The organism is Micromonospora sp. ALFpr18c (assembly GCF_008868155.1).
In the GTDB taxonomy this organism is placed as follows: Bacteria; Actinomycetota; Actinomycetes; order Mycobacteriales; family Micromonosporaceae; genus Micromonospora.
In genome coordinates this window covers 1-19,847 of the sequence record NZ_WBKR01000121.1, presented here as the reverse complement: position 1 = coordinate 19,847, position 19,847 = coordinate 1, and the positions used below count along the sequence as shown (strand labels likewise).

Here is a 19,847-nt window from a genome sequence, read left to right as displayed (position 1 = left end):
GATGGCCAGCCGGGAGAGTCGGACACCGGCGAGCGTGGCACCCGCGCCGCCGGCCAGGGCGATGACCACCGAGGTCGGGACCAGATCGGCGGCACCGGCGAGGACGAGCAGCGACACCGCCGTGGAGACGGCGGCCTCCGGCACGGCGCGGCGGGGGACGTGGAGGCGGAACGGGTACGCGAGGAGCACGGCGGTCGCCTTCGTGAGGGGGCACGGGGGCGGTGCGGCGGTGCGGGGCATCGGACGTTGCGGGTCCGCTGCCCACCAGTTGGAAACGACCGGCGGTCGAATCGGTTACGCGCTGGTCATCCGGCGGGAACAATGGCCTGTGTCACTGTACGGCGAACCGGGCCGCCCCGGCACCGCCCGCCGGGACCCGGATCCGCCGGGGGTGGGATCATCGCAGGGTGAGTAAGCCCGACACGGTCCGCTTCCGGTACAACCAAGCCATCCTGGTCGCCGCGGTGATCGCCTTCATCGGCGCGCTGCCGCTGGCCAACGCGCGGGGCTACCTGCTGCCGGTGCTGCTCGTCCCGCTCGGGGTCGCGGTGTGGGCCTGGCGGGCCGGCACCGACGCCGACGCCCGAGGGCTGCGCCTGCGCGCCCTGACCGGGCAGCGTCGCATCGACTGGGACCAGGTCGTCGAGCTGACCACCGACCCGCGCGGGCGGGCCGTCGCCCGGCTCGACGACGGGCGGCAGGTCACCCTGCCGGCGGTACGCGGCGTGGACCTGCCCCGGCTGGTGTCGGCCACCGGCCAGACGCTGCCGGGCGAGACAGCCGAGACGCCCGGTCAGTAACCGTCGACCACCGCGTTGATCAGCGGCTGGCCGGCGGCGAACCGGCGCACCTGATCGCCGACCAGCCGGTACGCGCGGGGTAGCAGCCCCCGCACCGAACCGGCCACGTGCGGGGTGAGCAGCACGTTCGGCATCGTCCACAGCGGCGAGTCCGCCGGTAGCGGCTCCGGATCGGTGACGTCCAGCGCGGCCGAGATCCGGCCCGTGCCCAGCTCGGCGACGAGCGCCTCGGTGCGGGCCACCGGCCCCCGGGCCGCATTGACCAGCAGCGCCCCGTCCGACATCGCGGCCAGGAACTCCTTGTCGATGAGACCGCGGGTCTGGTCGGTGAGCGGCACGATCACCACCACCACGTCCGCCTCGGGCAGCAGCCGCGGCAGCTCCTCGACACCATGCACCCCCTGCTCGGGCCGGGCGGTGCGGGCGACCAGGGTGAAGGTCACCTCGAACGGCGCGAGCCGGTCCCGTACCGCCGTGCCGATCGAACCGGCCCCGACGATGAGGACCCGCTTGCCGGTCAGCTCGTCGGTCGGGGTGATCCCGTCGTACGCCCACCGGCGATCGGCCTGCGCCCGCACGAAGGCCGGGAACGCCCGCAGCTGGGCCAGGATCGCGGTGACGACCCACTCGGCCGTGGACGGGTCGTGCACGCCCCGGGCGTCGCAGAGCGTCACGCCCTGCGGTGTGCGTCCCACCCACGCGTCGGCACCGGCCGAGAGCAGCTGCACCACCGACAGGTCGGGCAGCTCGCGCGCCAACGCCGTCGAGTCCGAGCCGCCCAGGAACGGCGGCACCCAGAACCGCACGTCGGCCACCGCCGAGGGCAGCCGGTCGACGTGCTCCACGACCTCCACCGTCACGTCCGATGGCAGCTCACCGATGAGGTCCAGGCCGGCCTGGTGCGGGATCCATACCTTCACGTCCGCCGACGATAGCCCCCGACGTGGCGACCCGCGCGGGCACCGCGGCGAACGGGCGGAGCGAGGGATGGCGCGCGACGCCGGGGCGGGCGAGACTCGGCACACCGCTGTTCGGTCCTGGCCCGCACGAGGTATAACGAAGGGTCGGAGGGCCGGTCGGCCTCCACCCCGGCAGACAGGTTCTCGATGACCGACGGCTCCCCCGCCAGCCCTCGCCGTACACCCGGCCCACCCGCGGCGCTCGGCGATCCGGCGCGGCTGCGTGCGCTCGCCGACACCGGGTTGGACGCCGCCCCGGACGAGGCGTTGGACCGCTTCGCCCGGCTGGTCAGCGACCTGCTGGACGTCCCGGTCGCGCTGGTGTCGTTGGTCTCCGCCGACCGGCAGTTCTTTCCCGGCGCGGTCGGCCTGCCGGAGCCGTGGTCGCAGCGGCGGCAGACCCCGTTGAGCCACTCGTTCTGCCAACACGTGGTGGACATCGAGGTGCCGCTGGTGCTGCCCGACGCCCGGCTCTACCCACGGGTACGGGACAACCTGGCCATCGAGGACCTCGGTGTGGTCGCGTACGCCGGCATGCCGCTGACCGACCTCTCCGGCCGGGTGCTCGGCTCGCTCTGCGCCATCGACCACAAGCCCCGCGCGTGGTCGGCCGCGCAGCTGCGGACACTCGCGGATCTGGCGGCCGCCTGCTCGTCGGAGCTGCGGCTGCGGATCGCCCTCGACGGCGCGCAAGAGGCCCGCCGACGGGTCGTGCAGGCGCACGAGCGGCTGGAACTGCTGGCCGGTGTGAGTGAGACGTTGGCGGACACGCTGGACGTGGGCGTGGCGCTGCGCCGGCTCGCCGCCACCATGGTGCCGCCGCTGGCCGACTGGTGCCTGCTCACCCTGGTCGGCCCGACCGGGCAACCCCGCGAGGTCGTCGCGGTGCACCGCGACCCGGCCCGGACGGCGGACGTCGACAGGTTCGCCGAGCTGCTGCGCACCGGCCTGAGCCCCGAGTCGATCATCCGGACGGTGCTGCGCACCGGTCAGCCCCGACTCGGCAGCGCGGCGTCCCTGGCCGACGTGTCGCGGGGCACCACGAATCCGGAGATGCGCGCCATCGCCGGGCAGCTGGGCATCGCCTCCTACCTGAGCGTGCCGGTCCGCGCGGCCGGCGGCACCGTGCTGGGAGCGATCACCCTGGTCAACTCCGTCGAACGGCAGCAGTTCGACGACCGCGACCTGCTCACCGCGATGGACATCGGCCGTCGCGCCGGCCTGGCCATCGGCAACAGCTCGATGTACGGCGAGCAGCGGCACGTCGCCGAGGTCCTGCAACACAGCATGCTGCCGAGGCTGCCGGTCGTGGCGGAGCTGGAGCTGGCGGCCCGCTACCAGCCGGCGGCCGATCGGGTGGAGGTCGGTGGCGACTGGTACGACGCCTTCGTCCAGCCCGACGGGGACCTGATCGCGGCGATCGGTGACGTGGCCGGGCACGACATCGAGGCCGCGGCGACCATGGGTCAGCTGCGTAACCTGGTACGCGGCAACGCGTTCGGCCGTCCGGGCGCGGTCGGGGAGCTGATGACCCATCTGGACGGCGCGATCCGTGGCCTGCGGCTGCCGATCGCGGCCACCGCGACGCTCGTGCGGATCTGCCCCCAACGCGCCGGCGTCCACGAGCTGACCTGGTCCAACGCCGGGCACCCGCCGGCCCTGCTGGTCCGCGCCGACGGCACGGTCGAGGCCCTCGCGGCGACACCGGAACCACTGCTCGGCCTCGCCCGGCCCTCGCAACGGTCCAGCCACTCGGCCAGCCTGGCCACCGGCGACACGCTGCTGCTCTACACCGACGGGCTGATCGAGCGTCGGGACCGGTCCATCGACGAGGGGTTGGCGGAGCTGGTCAACCGGGTGCAGGGCACCGCCGACGTGCCCCTCGACAAGCTGTGTGACCTGCTGCTCGACTCGATCCAGCACCGCGAGGACGACACCGCGCTGCTCGCTGTGCGGGCCCGCTGAGCGTTCCCGCCCGGGATCCGTGGACACCTGTCGGGCCCGGTGCGGCCGTCAGCCGGGATACCCTGGGCCGGGTGAGCGCCCGTCCCCCGTACCCTCGCATCCGCCGCCTCCGGGCGGTCGTCGCGGCGTCCTGCGCGGCGCTGCTGTTCACCGCGGGTTGCAGCTTCGGCGAGCCGGAGCCGGACCCGGCCGGTGAGCCGCCCAACCTGCCGACCCCGTCGACCTCCGGGAGCCCCGGCGTCGCCGGCCAGCAGGCGGTGGCGACCGTACTCGCCAAGGGGCTGCGGGTGCCCTGGGGCATCGCCTTCCTTCCGGACGGCGGCGCGCTGGTCACCGAACGGGACAACGGCCGGATCCTCCAGGTCGGCCCCGAGTCCGGGCCGGACGGGCTCCGGGTCCGGGTGGTGCAGACGATCGCCGACGTGGCGGCGGCGGGCGAGGGTGGCCTGCTCGGCATCGCCGTCTCCCCCGGCTACGCCCAGGACCGGACGCTCTTCGTCTACTACACCGCCGAGCAGGACAACCGGGTGGTCCGGCTGCAACTCGGAGGGCAGCCGACCCCGATCCTCACCGGCATCCCCAAGGCCAACGTGCACAACGGTGGCGGGCTGGGCTTCGGCCCGGACGGGCAGCTCTACGTCAGCACGGGCGACGCCGGCGAACGCCCCAACGCCCAGGACGCGAAGAGCCTCGGCGGCAAGATCCTGCGGATCACCCCGGACGGCAAACCCGCCCCGGGCAACCCGTACCCCGGCTCGCCGGTCTGGTCCCTCGGACACCGCAACGTGCAGGGTTTCGCCTGGGACGCGGGCAAGCGGATGTACGCGGTCGAGTTCGGCCAGAACACCTGGGACGAGATCAACCAGATCACCAGGGGTGGCAACTACGGCTGGCCGGAGGTCGAGGGGCGGGCGGGCGACCGGAGGTACACCGACCCGATCACCCAGTGGGCGACCTCGGACGCGTCCTGCTCCGGGCTGGCCGCCGCGGACCAACTGCTGGTCACCGCCTGCCTGCGGGGCAAGCGGCTGTGGGCGCTGGAGGTGACCGACACCGGCACGCTGCTCGGCCAGCCCAGCGAGTTGCTCACCAACCGCTACGGTCGGCTGCGCGCGGTGGCCGCCGCGCCGGACGGGTCGCTCTGGGTGAGCACCTCCAACCACGACGGGCGGGGCGATCCGGCGGCCGACGACGACCGGTTGCTGCGGGTGGTGTTCGCCGGCGGCGACGGCGGTCGCAGCTGACCTTCGTCACCATCCGTTCAGGTTTGCCAAGATCTCCCGACGGGCAGGTCAGAATCTCAGCATGGACGGGCAGCGCGACGAGCAGCACGACGACGCCGAGGGCCGGGACGACATCTCGGTTACCGGTGTGGTCCCGGCACGGCCGACGGGCCGACGGGCCGGGCCGCTGCGCCGCACCGGGGTGATCCTCGCCGTTCTCGCCGTGGGTCTGGCCGGGGCGGTGCTCGGAGTGCTGGCCGGCGGGCACGTGGACACCGACATCGGGCCGTTCCGGGCCAACCTGACCCTCGCCCCGGCCAGCGAGGGCGGGACGACGATCGACGTGCCGCCGCTCGGCGCGCTGCTGCTCGACAGCCACAGCGGGCCGACCCACCTCACCGTGCGGCTGGGTGCGCTGGACCAGGGGCGCACCGAGGCGCTGCTCGACGACCCGGCGAGCATCAGCCGAGCCAGCCAGAGCGCCGTGGAGGACGTCCGCACCGGTGTGATGCGGCTCGGCCTTCGAACCCTCGCCTCGGCGGTGCTCGTCACCCTGATCCTGGCCGGGATGATCTTCCGCGATGTGCGGCGTACCGCCTGGGCCGGCGGTCTGGCGCTGCTGGTCACCGCCGGCAGCCTCGGCACGGCGGCGGCGACCCTACGCCCGCAGGCCATCGAGGAGCCGCGCTACGAAGGTCTGCTGGTCAACGCGCCGGCCATCGTCGGTGACGCCCGGCGCATCGCCAACGACTACACGAAGTACGCCGAGCAGCTGCAACGCATCGTCGGCAACGTCAGCCAGCTCTACACGACGGTGTCGGCGCTGCCGGTGTTGGAACCGGCGCCCGGCACCACCCGGGTCCTGCACGTCTCCGACATGCACCTCAACCCGACCGGCTGGCAGCTGATCCGCACGGTGGTGGAGCAGTTCGGCATCGACGTGGTGATCGACACAGGGGACATCACCGACTGGGGCAGCGAGCCGGAGGCGTCCTTCGTCGGCTCGATCAGTCTGCTCAAGAAGCCGTACGTGTTCATCCGGGGCAACCACGACTCGGGCAAGACCAGCGCCGCCGTGGCCCGCCAGCCGAACGCGATAGTGCTGAACAACTCGACGACCACGGTCGCCGGGCTGACCATCGCCGGCATCGGTGACCCCCGCTTCACCCCGGACAAGAACACCTCACCCGCCGGCAGCGGCCTGACCCAGCAGGTCGCCGACCAGGTGATCGGTGTCGGCGAGCAGCTCGCGGCCACGGTGCGCCGCTCGCCCCAGCCGGTGAACATCGCGCTGGTGCACGACCCGGCGTCGGCCGGGCCGCTCGCCGGCACCTGCCCGCTGGTGCTGGCCGGGCACACCCACGCCCGCCAGGTCTCCAAGCTGCCGCAGGTGCCCGGCCAGCAGCAAACCGCCCTGTTCGTGGAGGGGTCCACCGGCGGGGCCGGGCTGCGCGGGCTGGAGGGTGAAAAGCCGACCCCGCTGTCGATGACGGTGCTCTACTTCGACCAGCAGAAGATGCTCCAGGCGTACGACGACATCACCGTCGGCGGCACCGGCCAGGCCCAGGTCAACCTGGAACGCCACATCGTGCAGGACCCGAACGCCGGCGCGCCCGCCTCGGTGACCCCCACCCCGACCCGCTGAGGGCCGGCCACCGCCCGCCGAGCCGGAGCCGACCGGTGTGCACACGGCGGGGTCACGGTCTGCACAGCGAACACCGCTGGCGCACGCCGCGCCAGCGGTGTTCGTTCGTGACGGGTCAGCCCTGGACGCCGAGGCGCTCCAGGATCAGTTCGCGGACGGTCTTCGCGTCCGCCTGACCACGGGTGGTCTTCATGACGGCACCGACCAGGGCGCCGGCGGCGGCGACCTTGCCGCTACGGATCTTGTCCGCGATGCCGGGGTTGGCGGCGATGGCCTCGTCCACGGCGGCGGTGAGCGCGCCCGTGTCCGACACGACCTCCAGGCCCCGGCTGGTCATGATCTCGGTGGGCGAACCCTCACCGTCGACCACGCCCTCCAGCACCGTACGGGCCATCTTGTCGTTGAGCTTGCCGGCATCGACCAGGCCCTGCAGCTCGGCGACCTGCGCCGGGGTGGCCCCGATGTCGGCCAACTCCACGCCGGACTCGTTGGCCCGCCGGGACAGCTCACCCAACCACCACTTGCGGGCCGCCGCCGGGGTGGTGCCGGCGGCCACGGTGGCCTCGATCAGCTCGACCGCACCGGCGTTGAGCACCGACTGCATGTCCAGGTCGGACAACCCCCACTGCTGCTGGAGCCGACGCCGGTGCACCCGGGGCAGCTCCGGCAGGGCGGCCTTCAGCTCGGCGACCCACGCCGGGTCCGGGGCGACCGGCACCAGGTCCGGCTCCGGGAAGTACCGGTAGTCGGTGGCCGTCTCCTTCGAGCGCCCCGGCGTGGTGTCGCCGGTGTCCTCGTGGAAGTGCCGCGTCTCCTGGGTGATCCGGCCGCCCGCCTCGAGCACCGACGCCTGCCGCAGCATCTCCGAGCGGACCGCCCGCTCCACCGACCGCAGCGAGTTGACGTTCTTGGTCTCGGTGCGGGTGCCCCACTCCTGACCGGGCAGGTTGAGCGAGGTGTTCACGTCGCAGCGCAGCGAACCCTCCTCCATCCGCACATCCGAGACGCCGAGGGTGCGGATCACGTCGCGCAGCTCGGCGACGTACGCCTTGGCCACGTCGGGGGCGAGCGCGCCGGTGCCCACGACGGGCTTGGTGACGATCTCGACGAGCGGGATGCCGGCCCGGTTGTAGTCGACAAGCGACTCCGTCGCGCCGTGGATGCGGCCGGTGGCGCCACCGACGTGCAGCGTCTTGCCGGTGTCCTCCTCCAGGTGCACCCGCTCGATCTCGATCCGCACCGTCTCGCCGCCCACCTCGACGTCCAGGTACCCGTCGACGCAGATCGGCTCGTCGTACTGGCTGATCTGGAAGTTCTTTGGCATGTCCGGGTAGAAGTAGTTCTTCCGGGCGAACCGGCACCACTGCGCGATCGAGCAGTTCAGCGCCAGACCGATCCGGATGATCGCCTCGATGGCGGCCTTGTTGGCCACCGGCAGCGACCCCGGCAGACCCAGGCACACCGGGCAGACCCGGGTGTTCGGCTCGCCGCCGAAGTCCGTCGGGCAGCCACACCACATCTTGGTGTTCGTCCCCAGCTCGACGTGGGTCTCCAGGCCGATCACCGGTTCGTAGCGTGCGACGACCTCGTCGTACGCGGGCAGCGTCGTCGTCATCTGGGCTCCTGCCTCACAGTGCCGGTGGGGTGAACGTGCCGACCGCGGACTCCAGCGCGGCCGCGACCCGGTACATCCGGTCGTCGGCCATCGTCGGCGCCATCACCTGCAGGCCGACGGGCAGCCCCTCGGAGAGACCGCAGGGCACCGAGATGCCCGGCCCGCCGTACAGGTTGGTCGGGATGGTGAACAGGTCGGCCAGGTACATCTGGTACGGGTCGGCGGTACGCGCGCCGATCGGGAAGGCCGTGAACGGGGTGGTCGGCGAGATCAACGCGTCGACCCGCTCGAACGCGGCCGTGAAGTCCCGGGTGATCAGCGTCCGGACCTTCTGCGCCTGCCCGTAGTACGCGTCGTAGTAACCCGACGACAGCGCGTACGTGCCGAGCATGATGCGACGCTTGACCTCCGGGCCGAAACCAGCCTCCCGGGTCAGCGACATGACCTCCTCCAGCGACCGGTTGCCGTCGTCGCCGACCCGCAGGCCAAACCGGACGCCGTCGAACCGGGCCAGGTTGGAGGAGCACTCGCTCGGCGCGATCAGGTAGTACGCCGGCAGCGCGTACGCGAACGTCGGGCAGGACACCTCGACGATCTCCGCGCCCAGCTTCGCGAGGGCGTCCACCGACTCGCGGAACGCCGTCATCACGCCCGGCTCGGTGCCCTCACCGACGAACTCGCTGACGATGCCGAGCCGCACACCGGTCAGGTCGCCGGTCGCGCCGAGCTTCGCCGCCGCCACCACGTCCGGCACCGGCTGCGGGATCGAGGTCGAGTCGCGCGGGTCGTGCCCGCCGATCACCTGGTGCAGCAGGGCCGCGTCGAGGACCGTACGGGCACACGGGCCGGGCGTGTCCAGCGACGAGGAGAACGCCACCAGCCCGTAGCGGGAGGTCCCGCCGTAGGTGGGCTTCGCGCCGACGGTGCCGGTGACCGCACCGGGCTGGCGGATCGAGCCGCCGGTGTCCGAACCGATCGCCAGCGGCGCCTCGTACGCGGCCAGCGCCGCGGCGCTGCCACCACCCGAGCCACCCGGGATCCGGCTCAGGTCCCACGGGTTGTGCGTCGGCCCGTACGCCGAGTATTCGGTGGAGGAGCCCATCGCGAACTCGTCCATGTTCGTCTTACCGAGCATCACCGTGCCGGCGTCGCGCAGCCGCTGCACGATCGTCGCGTCGTACGGCGGGCGCCAACCCTCCAGGATCTTCGAACCCACGGTGGTCGGCACGCCACGGGTGGCGAGCACGTCCTTCACCGCGACCGGCACACCGGCCAGGGGGCCCAGCTCCTCGCCGGCGGCCCGGCGCGCGTCCACGGCGCGGGCCGCGTCGAGCGCCCCGTCGGTGTCCACGTGCAGGAAGGCGTGCACCCGATCGTCGACCGCGGCGATCCGGTCCAGGTGCGCCCGGGTCACCTCGACGGCGGAGGTCTCGCCGCCGGCGACCAGGGCGGCGATCTCCGTCGCGGTCATTCTGGTCAGATCGCTCATGCCGCCACTCCGCTTCGCTCCGTGACGCCATGAGGCACCAAGGCGCTGAACTTGCCGATTCGCTCGCTGCGCTCGCTCATGCCGCCACTCCGCTTCGCTCCGTGACGCCATGAGGCACCAAGGCGCTGAACTTGCCGATTCGCTCGCTGCGCTCGCTCATGAGGCCACGTCCTCGCTCAGGATCCGCGGTACGCGGAAACGCTGGTCCTCGGAGTCGGGAGCGCCCGACAGCGCCTCCTGCGGGGTCAGGCACGGCGTGACGACGTCCTCGCGGAAGACGTTGGTCAGCGGCACCGAGTGCGAGGTCGGCGGAATGTCCGCGGCGGCGACCTCGCCGACCTGGGCGACCGCCTGGAGGATCACGTCGAGCTGGCCGGCGAAGGTGTCCAGCTCCTCCTCGGTGACGGCGAGCCGCGACAGGCGCGCCAGGTGCGCGACCTCCTCGCGGGAGATGGCGGCCATCCGTGCCCCCTTCTGATGTCCTGCTGGTCGGGCGGTGTGCCGGCCGCGCGGCGCGTGCGGCGTGACGCGCGGTGACCGGAGCGAGTCTATTGTTCCGTCCCCTCCGCCGGCTGCTCGGGTGGGTCAGCGGGTCGAGCGGCGGCCGGCCTCCGGCTCCGGGCCACCGGTCGGACGCACCGGCCGGTAGCGGGCCAGCCAGGTGACCAGCTCCTCGGCGGGCATCGGCCGGGCGTAGAACCAGCCCTGTGCCGCGTCGCAGCCGGCGGCGTGCAGCATCCGCCAGGTCCGCTCGTCCTCCACACCCTCGGCGACCACCCGCAACCCCAGCGCGCCCGCCAACTCGATCATCGACCGGACGATCGCCGCGTCGTCCGCGTCGTCGGCCATGCCGAGTACGAACGAGCGGTCCACCTTCACCTCGGACAACGGCAACCGGCGCAGGTGTTGCAGGGACGAGTAGCCGGTGCCGAAGTCGTCCAGCGCGATGGCCACCCCGATCCGGTGCAGCCGGGAGATGGTCGCCAGCACCCGACGCGGGTCGGCCATCAGGGCACCCTCGGTGATCTCCAGTTGCAGCCGCTCGGCCGGCACCCCGTAGCGGGCCAGCCGGTCGGCGATCTGGTCGGCGATCTCCCCCGTGTGCAGGTCCCGCACGCTCACGTTCAGCGCCGCGCGCAGCCCGATGCCGGCCGCCGACCACTTGGCGAGCTGCTCCACCACATCGTCGACGACCCGCCGGGTGAGCAGTCGCATCACCGCGCTCTGCTCGGCGACCCGGATCAGCTCCTCCGGGTCGACCATGCCCCGGCGTGGGTGCCGCCACCGCAGCAACGCCTCGACGCCCACCACCTCGCCGGTCGCGATGACGATCTGCGGCTGGTAGTACATGGTGATCTCGCCGGCGTCGTCGGCCAGCTCACCGTCCGGGTGCGCCCACCCGGACGACGGGGACGGCGGCGTCCCCGAACCCGCGTCACCCCGCCGCACCGGGCCGCCGTGCTCCGGCACCGCGCCACCGTTCGCCGACCGCCGGCCGGCCCGACCCGCGGAGTGCCGGTCCCGGACCGGACCGGAGCGGGTGCCGGGGACCACGGCGCGGGTGTTGCGGCCCCGGATCGGGTCGGCGCCGGTGGCGATCCGGTTGATCAGGTCGTCGGCGTGCACCAGCTCCGTCCCGGGTCGCCGCCGGCGACCCCACCACCGGCCACCGACCGTCGGCGCCGTGGCGACCACCGGCGCGGGATCCCCGTGCGGCGCGGCCTCGGCCGGCGCGCCGGTGGGCAGCGCCGCACCGTCGCCGCCGCGCACCTCCGCCGCCACATCCAGGGGTACGTCGACCGGCGCGGCGCTGCGATCGTCGCGCTCGCCCGGATCGAGGGTGCGGTCGTCCCGCCCGGTCGGGTCGGCGGTGCGCTCGTCGCGCTCGCCCGGGGCGACGGCGCGGTCACCCGGCTCGATCGCGTCGGCGGTGCGGTCGACGCGCTGGCTCGGCGCCGCCGGCTGGTCCTGCCCGGCGGGCTCGGCACCGAACATGTCGTCGGCCGACGGGCTCGACTCCAGCACCCGGCGCAGGTCGGCCAGGAGACCGAGCCGCTCGGCGGAGTTGTGGTCGGACTCCGGGGCGTACACGGCCACCGTGTCGTTGCGGTGCTTCGCGTCGTACATCGCCACGTCGGCGTGGCGCATCAGGGTGGCGAAGTCCTCGCCGTGCTCGGGGAACAGCGCGATCCCGATCGACCCGCCCACGTCCAGCGGAAGGCCGTCCAGCGGCACCGGCTCGGCCAACACATCGACCACCCGGTCAGCCAGCTCACGCGCCTGACCGACGTCGGTCAACCCGGTCATCACGATGGCGAACTCGTCCCCGCCGAGGCGGGCGATCATCTGCGGACGCGGATCCACCTCAACGAGCCGTGCGCTGACCTCGACCAACAGCCGGTCCCCCACCGCGTGCCCGAGCGCGTCGTTGACGTTCTTGAAGCGATCCAGGTCGATCAGCAGCAGCGCCAGGTGACCGTCGGGTTCGCCGCGAGCGGTCCGCTCGGCGTGCAGGTGCACCTGCTCCGCCACCTCGGCAAGCAGCGCCTTGCGGTTGGGCAGCCCGGTGAGCGGATCGGCGGCGGCGAGGTGCTGCTGCTCAACGGTCAGCCGGGCCATCCGGTACACGGCGAAGAGCGGCACCAGCACCAACGGGATCAACGCCGCGCTGACCCAGGCGGCGGCGACCAGCACCGGAGCGAGCAGCAGCAGCGAGCCGGTGGAGAGCAACTCGAACCCGAGGCCCTGCCGGAGGGTGGGCCACCACCGGTCGCCGAAGCGCAGCCGCACCGCCCAGCTGACCAGCCCGTAGTTGACCGCGAACCAGGCCGCCGTGGCACCGCCGACGGCGACCACGTCGGTCCAGTGCAACCGACCGCCAGAGAAGATCATGCCCGGCCCGAGCTGGAGGACGCCGTACGCGGCGGCGAGGGCGCAGGCGTACTGGCCGACGTTGAACGCGGTCCGCCAGGCGGCGTGCCGCATCCGCCAACCGGAGACGATCACCCCGACGGCCTGCACCGCCACCGCCGGGCCGAGCCCCCACCCGAGCAGGATCGCGAAGGTGAAGCAGGTGGACGGGAAGACCGCCGAGGTCTGCCGGCGCCCCGGCGGGACGAACGGACGGGCGTCGCACACCACGGCGAGGGCCGCCATCGTCCAGAACGCCACCGGCAGTCGGGACAGCTCGGCCGGGAGCGTCGCGAGTGGACCGGCGGCGGTCAGCGCCGCCACCGCCAGGATGCCGACGACGAAGGCGGCGAACGGCGCCACCCGACCAGGCGGGAGCGAATTGCGCGGGTCGGCGACCTCCACCACACCTCCCGAGCGACGGTCGACGTGCCGGTGTGCACGCCGTGACCCAATGAAACGCCCTCGGCCCCAGGTTTCCCGGTATGACAGTCACGAATCGGTCGTAGTCGTAATTAAGTTGGTATACGCGGCCACCGCCCGCACCGGCCCGCGGCGAGGTCAGCCCTCGACGCGGGCGACCTCCCGGGCGGCGTCCGGACCCGCTTCCAGCAGCAGCCGGAACCCGTCCTCGTCGAGCACCGGCACCTTCAGACCGGCCGCCTTGTCGGCCTTCGACCCCGGGTTGTCCCCCACCACCACAAAGCTCGTCTTCTTGGAGACCGACCCGCTGACCTTGCCGCCCCGGCTCTGCACGGCCTCGGCGGCCTGATCCCGGGAGAAACCGGCGAGCGTGCCGGTCACCACCACGGTCAACCCCTCCAACGGGCGCGGCCCCTCGTCGACCGCCTCCTCCGCCATCCGTACGCCCGCCTCGGCCCACTTGCGGACGACCTCGCGGTGCCAGTCCACCGCGAACCACTCCCGGATGCTCGCCGCGATCGTCGGGCCGACCCCGTCGACAGACGACAGCTCCTCCTCGCTGGCCGCGTCGATGGCGTCCATCGATCGGAAGTGCCGGGCGAGCGCCTGGGCCGCGGTCGGGCCGACGTGCCGGATGGAGAGCGCCACCAGCACCCGCCACAGCTCCCGTTCGCGGGCCACCGCGAGATTGTCCAGCAACTTCACCGCGTTGCTGCCCAGGCTGCCGTCCTTGTTGACGAAGAACGGAGACCGGGACAACTGCTCGGCGTCGAGCTGGAAGAGGTCACCCTCGTCGGTGATGATCCCCGCGTCGAGCAGGGCCGCCGCGCCCTTGTAGCCGAGCACCTCGATGTCGAAGCCGCCCCGACCGGCGAGGTGGAACACCCGCTCGCGCAGCTGCGCCGGGCAGCTGCGGGTGTTGGGGCAGCGGATGTCGACGTCGCTCTCCTTGGCCGGGGCGAGCGGCGTGCCGCAGGACGGGCAGGTGGTCGGCATCACGAAGGGGCGGGCGTCGGCGGGGCGCAGGTCGACCACCGGGCCGAGCACCTCGGGAATCACGTCGCCGGCCTTGCGCAGCACCACCGTGTCGCCGATCAGCACGCCCTTGCGCTCCACCTCACGGGCGTTGTGCAGGGTGGCCTGGGCGACCGTCGAGCCGGCCACGTGCACCGGCTCCAGCACCGCGAACGGCGTCACCCGGCCGGTGCGCCCGACGCCGACCTCGATGTCGAGCAGCTTGGTGGTGACCTCCTCCGGCGGGTACTTGAAGGCGATCGCCCAGCGCGGCGCGCGGCTGGTCGAACCGAGCCGGCCCTGGATCGACACCGGGTCGACCTTGACCACCACGCCGTCGATCTCGTGCTCGACGTCGTGCCGGTGCTCGGCGTAGTAGGCGATGTATTCCGCCACGCCGGCGAGATCGGGCACCACCCGCCAGCGATCACTGGTCGGCAGCCCCCAGGCCTTGAGCGCCGCGTACGACTCGGACTGTGCCGTCGGCCGGAACCCGCGGCGGGCGCCGACGCCGTGCACCACCAGGCGCAGCGGCCGGGAGGCGGTGACCCGGGGATCCTTCTGCCGCAGGCTGCCCGCGGCGGCGTTGCGGGGGTTGGCGAACGGCGCCCGACCCTGCTCGACGAGGCTGGCGTTGAGGTCGGCGAACCCGGCGACCGGGAAGTAGATCTCGCCCCGGACCTCCAGCAACTCGGGTATGTCGGGATATTCGGCGGAGGGCGTGAGCTGGCCGGGCACGTCCCGGATGCTGCGCACGTTGGCGGTGACGTCCTCACCGGTGCGGCCGTCACCGCGGGTGGCCGCCCGGACCAGTCGGCCGCCCTCGTAGGTCAGGTTGATCGCCAGCCCGTCGACCTTCAGCTCGCACAGGTACGGCACCGGGCCGCCGGCGTCACGCTCGACCCGCTCGGCCCAGGCGGCCAACTCCTCGTCGGCGAAGGCATTGTCCAGCGAGAGCATCCGCTCGGCGTGGGTGACCGGGGTGAAGTCGGTGGAGAACGTGCCGCCGACCCGCTGCGTCGGTGAGTCGGGCGTCCGCAGCGCCGGGAACTCCTCCTCCAGCGCCTCCAGCTCACGCAACTGCTTGTCGAACTCGGCGTCGGCGATGGTCGGCGCGTCCAGCACGTAGTAGCGGTACTGGTGTTCGGTCAACTCACGGCTGAGGGTGGCGTGCCGCTCCCGCGCCTGCGGCGTCGGCTCCCCGCCGGCCGCCGCCTCCTGAGCCGGGCTGACCTGCTGACCGATCTGCTCCTCGGACACCCCGCCACCTTCGGACACGCCTGCGACCTCCCCTGATCACGCTACCTGGGCACGGTATCGGGCCGGGGCGACAATCCGCCGCCCGCCCGCGCCCGGGGTGACCTGCCCGCGCGTGGTGGCGTGATCGGCGGCCCGGGCCGTGGCATGCGAGGATCGCCGCACGAGGCGGCCCGCGTGTCGCGCAGAGGCGGAGGTACGGATGCCCGAGGTGCTGCTCTGGGCGGTGGCGATCCTGTTGGCGGTGGCCGCCGGCTGGGCGTGGAACAGCTGGCGGCACCGGGTGGCGAACCGGCGACCGGGCACCCGGCCGGGTCGGGGCGCCCCGACCGGCGGCCGTCGTTCCGCGCCGCCGAGGCCACGAGGCACCGATCGGCCGGCCACCAGGCCCCGCTCCCGCGACACCGACCGGGCGGCCGGCGCTCCCGCGGCGGGCGAGATCTGGTGGGCCGACGTGCCGTACGCCGACGGCAGCGGGTCGAAGGTGCGGCCCTGCCTGGTGCTGCGCACCGACTCCCGGGGGGCCGACGTCCTGAAGATCACCAGCCAGGACAAGAGTGACCGGGACGACCACGTCCGGATCCCCAGCCGGGACTGGGACCCCGGCGCCGAGCACGACAGTTACCTGAGCCTGACCGAGCCGGTCCGGATCGGCTCGGCGGACTTCACCGACCGCGCCGGCCGCTGCGACGCCGACCTGTGGCAGAAGGTCCGCAACCTGCGCCACCTGCCCACCAGCTGACCATCCGCGCCACCCGCTGCCCGTGATCGACTCGCTTTCCTGCAAGTCGATCACGTCGGGCGGCCAGCGCCGCCGGGCCGGAACGCCGGGCCGCGACGCCGGGCCGGAACGCCGGGCCGCGACGCCGGGCCGGAACGCCGGGCCGGGACAACGGGCCGAGCCGAGCCGGGACCCCGGGCCGGGGCCGCAGGCCGGGACCCCGGGCCGGGACCGCCGGGTCAGTCCCAGGCGGCGCCGAGCGTGGCGAGCTGGTCGGCGTACTCGATGCGGTCCACCCACCCGTGCGGCCAGGCGGCCATCCCGGCGGCCGCGCCCACGAACGCGCCGGCCAGTGCGGCTATCGAGTCGGAGTCGCCGGCGGTGGTGGCACCCCGGGCCAGCACGGCGACCGGGTCGTCGGCGTGCCGTACGGCGCAGAGCAACGCGGTGGCCAGTGCCTCCTCGGCAACCCAGCCCTCCCCGGTGACCCGACACGGGTCACCGCCGTCGTCGGGCTGCTCCAGGGCTGCCGTCAGCCGGCCGAGCGCCTCCAGGCACTCGTCCCAGCCCCGGGCGATGAACTCCTCCGGTGTGCCGGCACCGGCCCGCTGCCACAGGTCACCCAGCCACTGCTCCCGGTACACCCCGCGCTGGGATCGCGCCCGCCCGATGAGGACCCGGGGAAGATCGGACAGCGTGGCACCGCCGCGCAGGGCGAACACCGCGTACGCGGTCAGCTCACTCGCGGCCAGCCCGGTCGGATGGCCGTGGGTCAACCCGGCCTGCAACTGGGCCAGACCGGCCAGCGTGTCCCCGTCGACGTCGAGCAACCCGACCGGGGTGACCCGCATGTTGGCCCCGCAGCCCTTCGAGCCGATCACCGTCGCCTCCTGCCAGGGCAGCCCTCGGCGCAGCTCGGCGCAGGCCCGCAGGCAGGTCATGCCCGGGGCGCGGTTGTTGTCCGGGCTGATCGCCCAGGCCAGGAAACGCTGCCGCAGCAGCGGCTCCACCGCCTGTGGGGTGAGCGACGGCGCCTCGTGTAGGGCCCAACCCACCGCCAACGCCATCTGGGTGTCGTCGGTGACCAGGGCCGGCTCACCGACCAGCTCACGAGGGCCGGTCGGACCGTAGCGGCGCTCGATCTCGGCGACGGTCAGGAACTCGGTGGGCTTGCCCAGCGCGTCACCGTAGGCGAGACCGAAGAGCGAGCCGGAGGCGCGCAGCGCGGAGGTGGAGATCACGGCGGCCATGATGCCCGGCCGCCGCAACCCACACCAGGCTCAGTCCCAGCAGAGGCAGAAGGGGTGGCCGACCGGATCCGCGTAGACCCGGAAACCCTCGCCCTCGCCGGGCAGCCGCCGCGCGCCCAGCGCGAGCGCGGCCTTCTCGGCGGTCTCGATGTCGTCCACCGTCACGTCGATGTGGAACTGCTGCGGACGCTCCGGATCCGGCCAGGCCGGCGGACGCAGGTTGAGCGCACGCTGGAACGCCAGCCGGGGCTGATGCCCGGGCGGACCGCCCAGCACCACCCACTCGTCGTCAGCGTCACCCTCGGCCAGAGGAATGCCGAGCAGCTCGGAGTAGAACGCGGCCAGAGCCCGCGGATCGGGGAAGTCGATCACCACTGAACGTAGCTGTCCAATCATGACCGTCATCCTGCCCGCCGGGTACGACAGAAAAACCTCAGTCCTCGGTGAACCGCCGGCCGGCGTCCCGGCACGCGGCCAGCACCGCCCGCGCGTACTGCGGGGTCGCTCCGGCCAGGCCACACGCCGGCGTGACGACCACCTGCTCGGCGAGCTGCCGGCGGGGGAAGCCGAGGCGGTCCCAGAGCTGGCGTACCCGATCGGCGACCTGCGCGGAGGTCGGCGCGCCACCGGCCGACGGCGGCCGGGTCGGCACGGCCCCGGCCAGCACGCCGAGGCCGGCGTCGATGGCCTCGCCCAGCGGGTCCAGGTCGGTCACCAGGTCGAGGTCGAGGGCCACCCCGACGGCGCCGGTGGAGCGGATCAGCTCCAGCGGTACGTCCGGAGCGCAGCAGTGCACCACCGTCGGCACGCCGACCGCCTCGACGACCGTGCGCAGCAGCGCCGCCGCGTCCACCGACTCCATCGCCCGGTACGCGCCCAGCCCGCTCTCGGTCGGCACCCGGCCGGCCAGCACCGTCGGCAGCGACGGTTCGTCCAGTTGAAGCAGCACCGACGCCCGGGGCAGGACCCGGGCGACCGCCCCCACGTGGGCGCGCAGACCCTCGGCGAGGGAACCGGTCAGGTCGCGGACCGCGCCCGGGTCGCGCAGCAGCCGGCCACCGATCGGCAGTTCCAGAGCGGCGGCCAGGGTGAGCGGGCCACCGGCCTGCACCTTGATCGGGCCGGCGTACTCCTCGGCCTGCTCGGCGAGCTGATCCAGGTCGCGTTCCATGAGGTCGCGGGCCCGGCGCAGGTCCCGGCCCGGGCGGGGAGCGACCCGCCACCGGCCGGTGTACAGCTCCACGGGCAGCTCGACCAGCAGCCCGGCGGTGCGGCCGATCAAGTCCGCGCCCGGGCCGCGGGCCGGCAACTCGGGCAGGTGGGGCAGCGCGGGTAGCTCACCGAGGACCACCCGCTGGGCCTCGGCGATGTCGGTGCCGGGCAGCGAACCAATTCCGGTCGCCGCACCAGCCGGCCAGGGCCACGCCTGATCTGTCACGGGCGAAGGCTATCCCGATGTACGCCCGGACCGTGCGGCGACCGTGCGTTCAGCCGGTAATGGTGGCGGAGCCGAGGACCACGTCGCCGGCCGGGTCCGGCCGGTACGCCACGATGGCCTGACCGGCGGCGACACCGCGTACCGGCCGGCGCAGCTCGGCGTGCAGGCGGTCACCGTCGAGGGCGACGGTCGCGGGCACCACGTCGCCGTGCGCGCGCAACTGCACCTGGCACTCCACCGGAGCGTCCGGGCGGGCACCGCCGGTCCAGACCGGACGAACGGCCCGGACGTCGGACACCTCGAGGGCCTCCGCGGGGCCGACGGTCACCGTGTTGGTCTTCGGCGTGATGGAGAGGACGTAGCGTGGCCGCCCGTCCGGGGCCGGCCGGTCCAGGTGCAGCCCACGACGCTGACCCACCGTGTACGCGTACGCGCCGGTGTGGCTGCCCACGACCGCGCCGGTGGTCGCGTCGACCACGTCGCCGGGCGCCTCGCCGAGCCGGCCGGCGAGGAAACCGCGGGTGTCGCCGTCGGCGATGAAGCAGATGTCGTGCGAGTCCGGCTTGTCGGCCACCGCCAGGCCACGCTCGGCGGCCTCCGCGCGGACCTGCGCCTTGGTCGAGTCACCGAGCGGGAACATCGACCGGTCGAGCTGGTCGCGGGTGAGCACGGCCAGCACGTACGACTGGTCCTTCGCCACGTCGACACTGCGGCGCAGCAGCCCGTCCGGGCCGAGCCGGGCGTGGTGACCGGTGACGACCGCGTCGAAGCCCAGGGCCACGGCCCGGTCCAGCACCGCGGCGAACTTGATCTTCTCGTTGCAGCGCAGGCAGGGATTGGGCGTACGACCCGCGGCGTACTCGGCGACGAAGTCGTCCACGACATCCTCGTGGAACCGGTCGGCCATGTCCCACACGTAGAACGGGATGCCGATCACGTCGGCCGCCCGCCGGGCGTCGCGGGAGTCCTCCAGGGTGCAGCAGCCGCGCGCCCCGGTGCGGTAGGTCTGCGGGTTGCGCGCCAGCGCCAGGTGCACACCGGTCACGTCGTGCCCGGCCGCCACCGCCCGCGCCGCCGCCACGGCCGAGTCAACCCCGCCCGACATCGCCGCCAGAACCCTCACCAGCCCACACCCTCC

At 73.4% G+C, this 19,847-nt stretch carries 16 protein-coding genes; 5 read left to right on the top strand and 11 right to left on the bottom strand.

Going from position 1 to position 19,847, the window contains the following annotated elements; genetic code table 11:
• Positions 1–189: hypothetical protein (locus F8271_RS20530; protein WP_151491457.1), on the bottom strand; the 189-nt coding region annotated here is incomplete at its 3' end.
• A gap of 218 nt (positions 190–407) precedes the next feature.
• Here F8271_RS20530 and F8271_RS20525 point away from each other — a divergent pair.
• Positions 408–800 carry a PH domain-containing protein gene (locus tag F8271_RS20525; protein ID WP_151491456.1) on the top strand — a complete coding sequence of 131 codons (393 nt, stop codon included), beginning with the start codon at positions 408–410 and terminating at the stop codon, positions 798–800.
• Here F8271_RS20525 and F8271_RS20520 read toward each other — a convergent pair.
• Positions 794–1,720 carry a 2-hydroxyacid dehydrogenase gene (locus tag F8271_RS20520; protein WP_151491455.1) on the bottom strand — a complete coding sequence of 309 codons (927 nt, stop codon included), beginning with the start codon at positions 1,718–1,720 and terminating at the stop codon, positions 794–796. The two genes, F8271_RS20525 and F8271_RS20520, sit on opposite strands and share 7 nt — an antisense overlap.
• Positions 1,721–1,906: 186 nt before the next feature.
• Between F8271_RS20520 and F8271_RS20515 the strand changes: the two genes are divergently transcribed.
• The 3 genes from F8271_RS20515 (at position 1,907) to F8271_RS20505 (ending at position 6,592) form a co-directional block, all read left to right on the top strand.
• Positions 1,907–3,724, top strand: coding sequence for a SpoIIE family protein phosphatase (locus tag F8271_RS20515; protein WP_151491454.1), 1,818 nt, complete (start codon positions 1,907–1,909; stop codon positions 3,722–3,724).
• Positions 3,725–3,795: 71 nt separating this feature from the next.
• On the top strand, positions 3,796–4,968 hold the full coding sequence (locus F8271_RS20510; protein ID WP_151491453.1) for a sorbosone dehydrogenase family protein: 1,173 nt from the start codon (positions 3,796–3,798) through the stop codon (positions 4,966–4,968).
• A 61-nt stretch (positions 4,969–5,029) separates the two neighbouring features.
• Positions 5,030–6,592: a metallophosphoesterase gene (locus tag F8271_RS20505; protein WP_151491452.1), complete on the top strand. Its 1,563-nt coding sequence runs from the start codon at positions 5,030–5,032 to the stop codon at positions 6,590–6,592.
• A gap of 115 nt (positions 6,593–6,707) precedes the next feature.
• On the opposite strand, the gene gatB is transcribed toward F8271_RS20505, so the two are convergent.
• The 5 genes from gatB to ligA all read right to left on the bottom strand — a co-directional run bounded on the left by gatB (position 6,708) and on the right by ligA (position 15,303).
• Complete coding sequence (gene gatB / locus F8271_RS20500; RefSeq protein ID WP_151491451.1) at positions 6,708–8,207, bottom strand: Asp-tRNA(Asn)/Glu-tRNA(Gln) amidotransferase subunit GatB; 1,500 nt, start codon at positions 8,205–8,207, stop codon at positions 6,708–6,710.
• A gap of 13 nt (positions 8,208–8,220) precedes the next feature.
• Positions 8,221–9,696, bottom strand: coding sequence for an Asp-tRNA(Asn)/Glu-tRNA(Gln) amidotransferase subunit GatA (gene gatA, locus F8271_RS20495; RefSeq protein WP_151491450.1), 1,476 nt, complete (start codon positions 9,694–9,696; stop codon positions 8,221–8,223).
• A gap of 156 nt (positions 9,697–9,852) precedes the next feature.
• A complete protein-coding gene (gatC, locus tag F8271_RS20490; RefSeq protein WP_151491449.1) occupies positions 9,853–10,158 on the bottom strand; it encodes an Asp-tRNA(Asn)/Glu-tRNA(Gln) amidotransferase subunit GatC in 306 nt (101 codons plus the stop codon).
• A gap of 123 nt (positions 10,159–10,281) precedes the next feature.
• A complete protein-coding gene (locus tag F8271_RS20485) occupies positions 10,282–13,011 on the bottom strand; it encodes an EAL domain-containing protein (protein ID WP_151491448.1) in 2,730 nt (909 codons plus the stop codon).
• A gap of 156 nt (positions 13,012–13,167) precedes the next feature.
• Entirely contained in the window at positions 13,168–15,303 is a 2,136-nt protein-coding gene (ligA, locus tag F8271_RS20480; RefSeq protein WP_151491447.1) for an NAD-dependent DNA ligase LigA, read from the bottom strand.
• A 199-nt stretch (positions 15,304–15,502) separates the two neighbouring features.
• Here ligA and F8271_RS20475 point away from each other — a divergent pair, with 199 nt between their 5' ends.
• Positions 15,503–16,042 (top strand): type II toxin-antitoxin system PemK/MazF family toxin, encoded by a 540-nt coding sequence (locus F8271_RS20475; protein ID WP_151491446.1) that lies wholly within the window; start codon positions 15,503–15,505, stop codon positions 16,040–16,042.
• Between the two features lie 218 nt (positions 16,043–16,260).
• On the opposite strand, the gene F8271_RS20470 is transcribed toward F8271_RS20475, so the two are convergent.
• The 4 genes from F8271_RS20470 to mnmA are packed head-to-tail and all read right to left on the bottom strand — an operon-like array spanning position 16,261 to position 19,832.
• Positions 16,261–17,271 (bottom strand): ADP-ribosylglycohydrolase family protein, encoded by a 1,011-nt coding sequence (locus tag F8271_RS20470; protein WP_151491445.1) that lies wholly within the window; start codon positions 17,269–17,271, stop codon positions 16,261–16,263.
• 30 nt (positions 17,272–17,301) lie between these two features.
• Positions 17,302–17,667: a VOC family protein gene (locus tag F8271_RS20465; RefSeq protein ID WP_192580377.1), complete on the bottom strand. Its 366-nt coding sequence runs from the start codon at positions 17,665–17,667 to the stop codon at positions 17,302–17,304.
• A gap of 37 nt (positions 17,668–17,704) precedes the next feature.
• Positions 17,705–18,709 carry a methionine synthase gene (locus tag F8271_RS20460; protein ID WP_151491443.1) on the bottom strand — a complete coding sequence of 335 codons (1,005 nt, stop codon included), beginning with the start codon at positions 18,707–18,709 and terminating at the stop codon, positions 17,705–17,707.
• Positions 18,710–18,758: 49 nt separating this feature from the next.
• The gene (gene mnmA, locus F8271_RS20455) at positions 18,759–19,832 is read right to left on the bottom strand and encodes a tRNA 2-thiouridine(34) synthase MnmA (protein WP_151491442.1); all 1,074 of its coding nucleotides are present in this window, start codon (positions 19,830–19,832) and stop codon (positions 18,759–18,761) included.
• Between the last annotated feature and the right edge of the window lie 15 nt (positions 19,833–19,847).

Bases quoted from the DNA above. Each gene is read 5' to 3' on its own strand.
- F8271_RS20515 (WP_151491454.1), top strand. From the start codon at position 1,907: ATGACCGACGGCTCCCCCGCCAGCCCTCGCCGTACACCCGGCCCACCC.
- F8271_RS20465 (WP_192580377.1), bottom strand. From the start codon at position 17,667: ATGATTGGACAGCTACGTTCAGTGGTGATCGACTTCCCCGATCCGCGG.
- gatC (WP_151491449.1), bottom strand. From the start codon at position 10,158: ATGGCCGCCATCTCCCGCGAGGAGGTCGCGCACCTGGCGCGCCTGTCG.
- gatA (WP_151491450.1), bottom strand. From the start codon at position 9,696: ATGAGCGATCTGACCAGAATGACCGCGACGGAGATCGCCGCCCTGGTC.
- gatB (WP_151491451.1), bottom strand. From the start codon at position 8,207: ATGACGACGACGCTGCCCGCGTACGACGAGGTCGTCGCACGCTACGAA.
- F8271_RS20475 (WP_151491446.1), top strand. From the start codon at position 15,503: ATGCCCGAGGTGCTGCTCTGGGCGGTGGCGATCCTGTTGGCGGTGGCC.
- F8271_RS20470 (WP_151491445.1), bottom strand. From the start codon at position 17,271: ATGGCCGCCGTGATCTCCACCTCCGCGCTGCGCGCCTCCGGCTCGCTC.
- F8271_RS20505 (WP_151491452.1), top strand. From the start codon at position 5,030: ATGGACGGGCAGCGCGACGAGCAGCACGACGACGCCGAGGGCCGGGAC.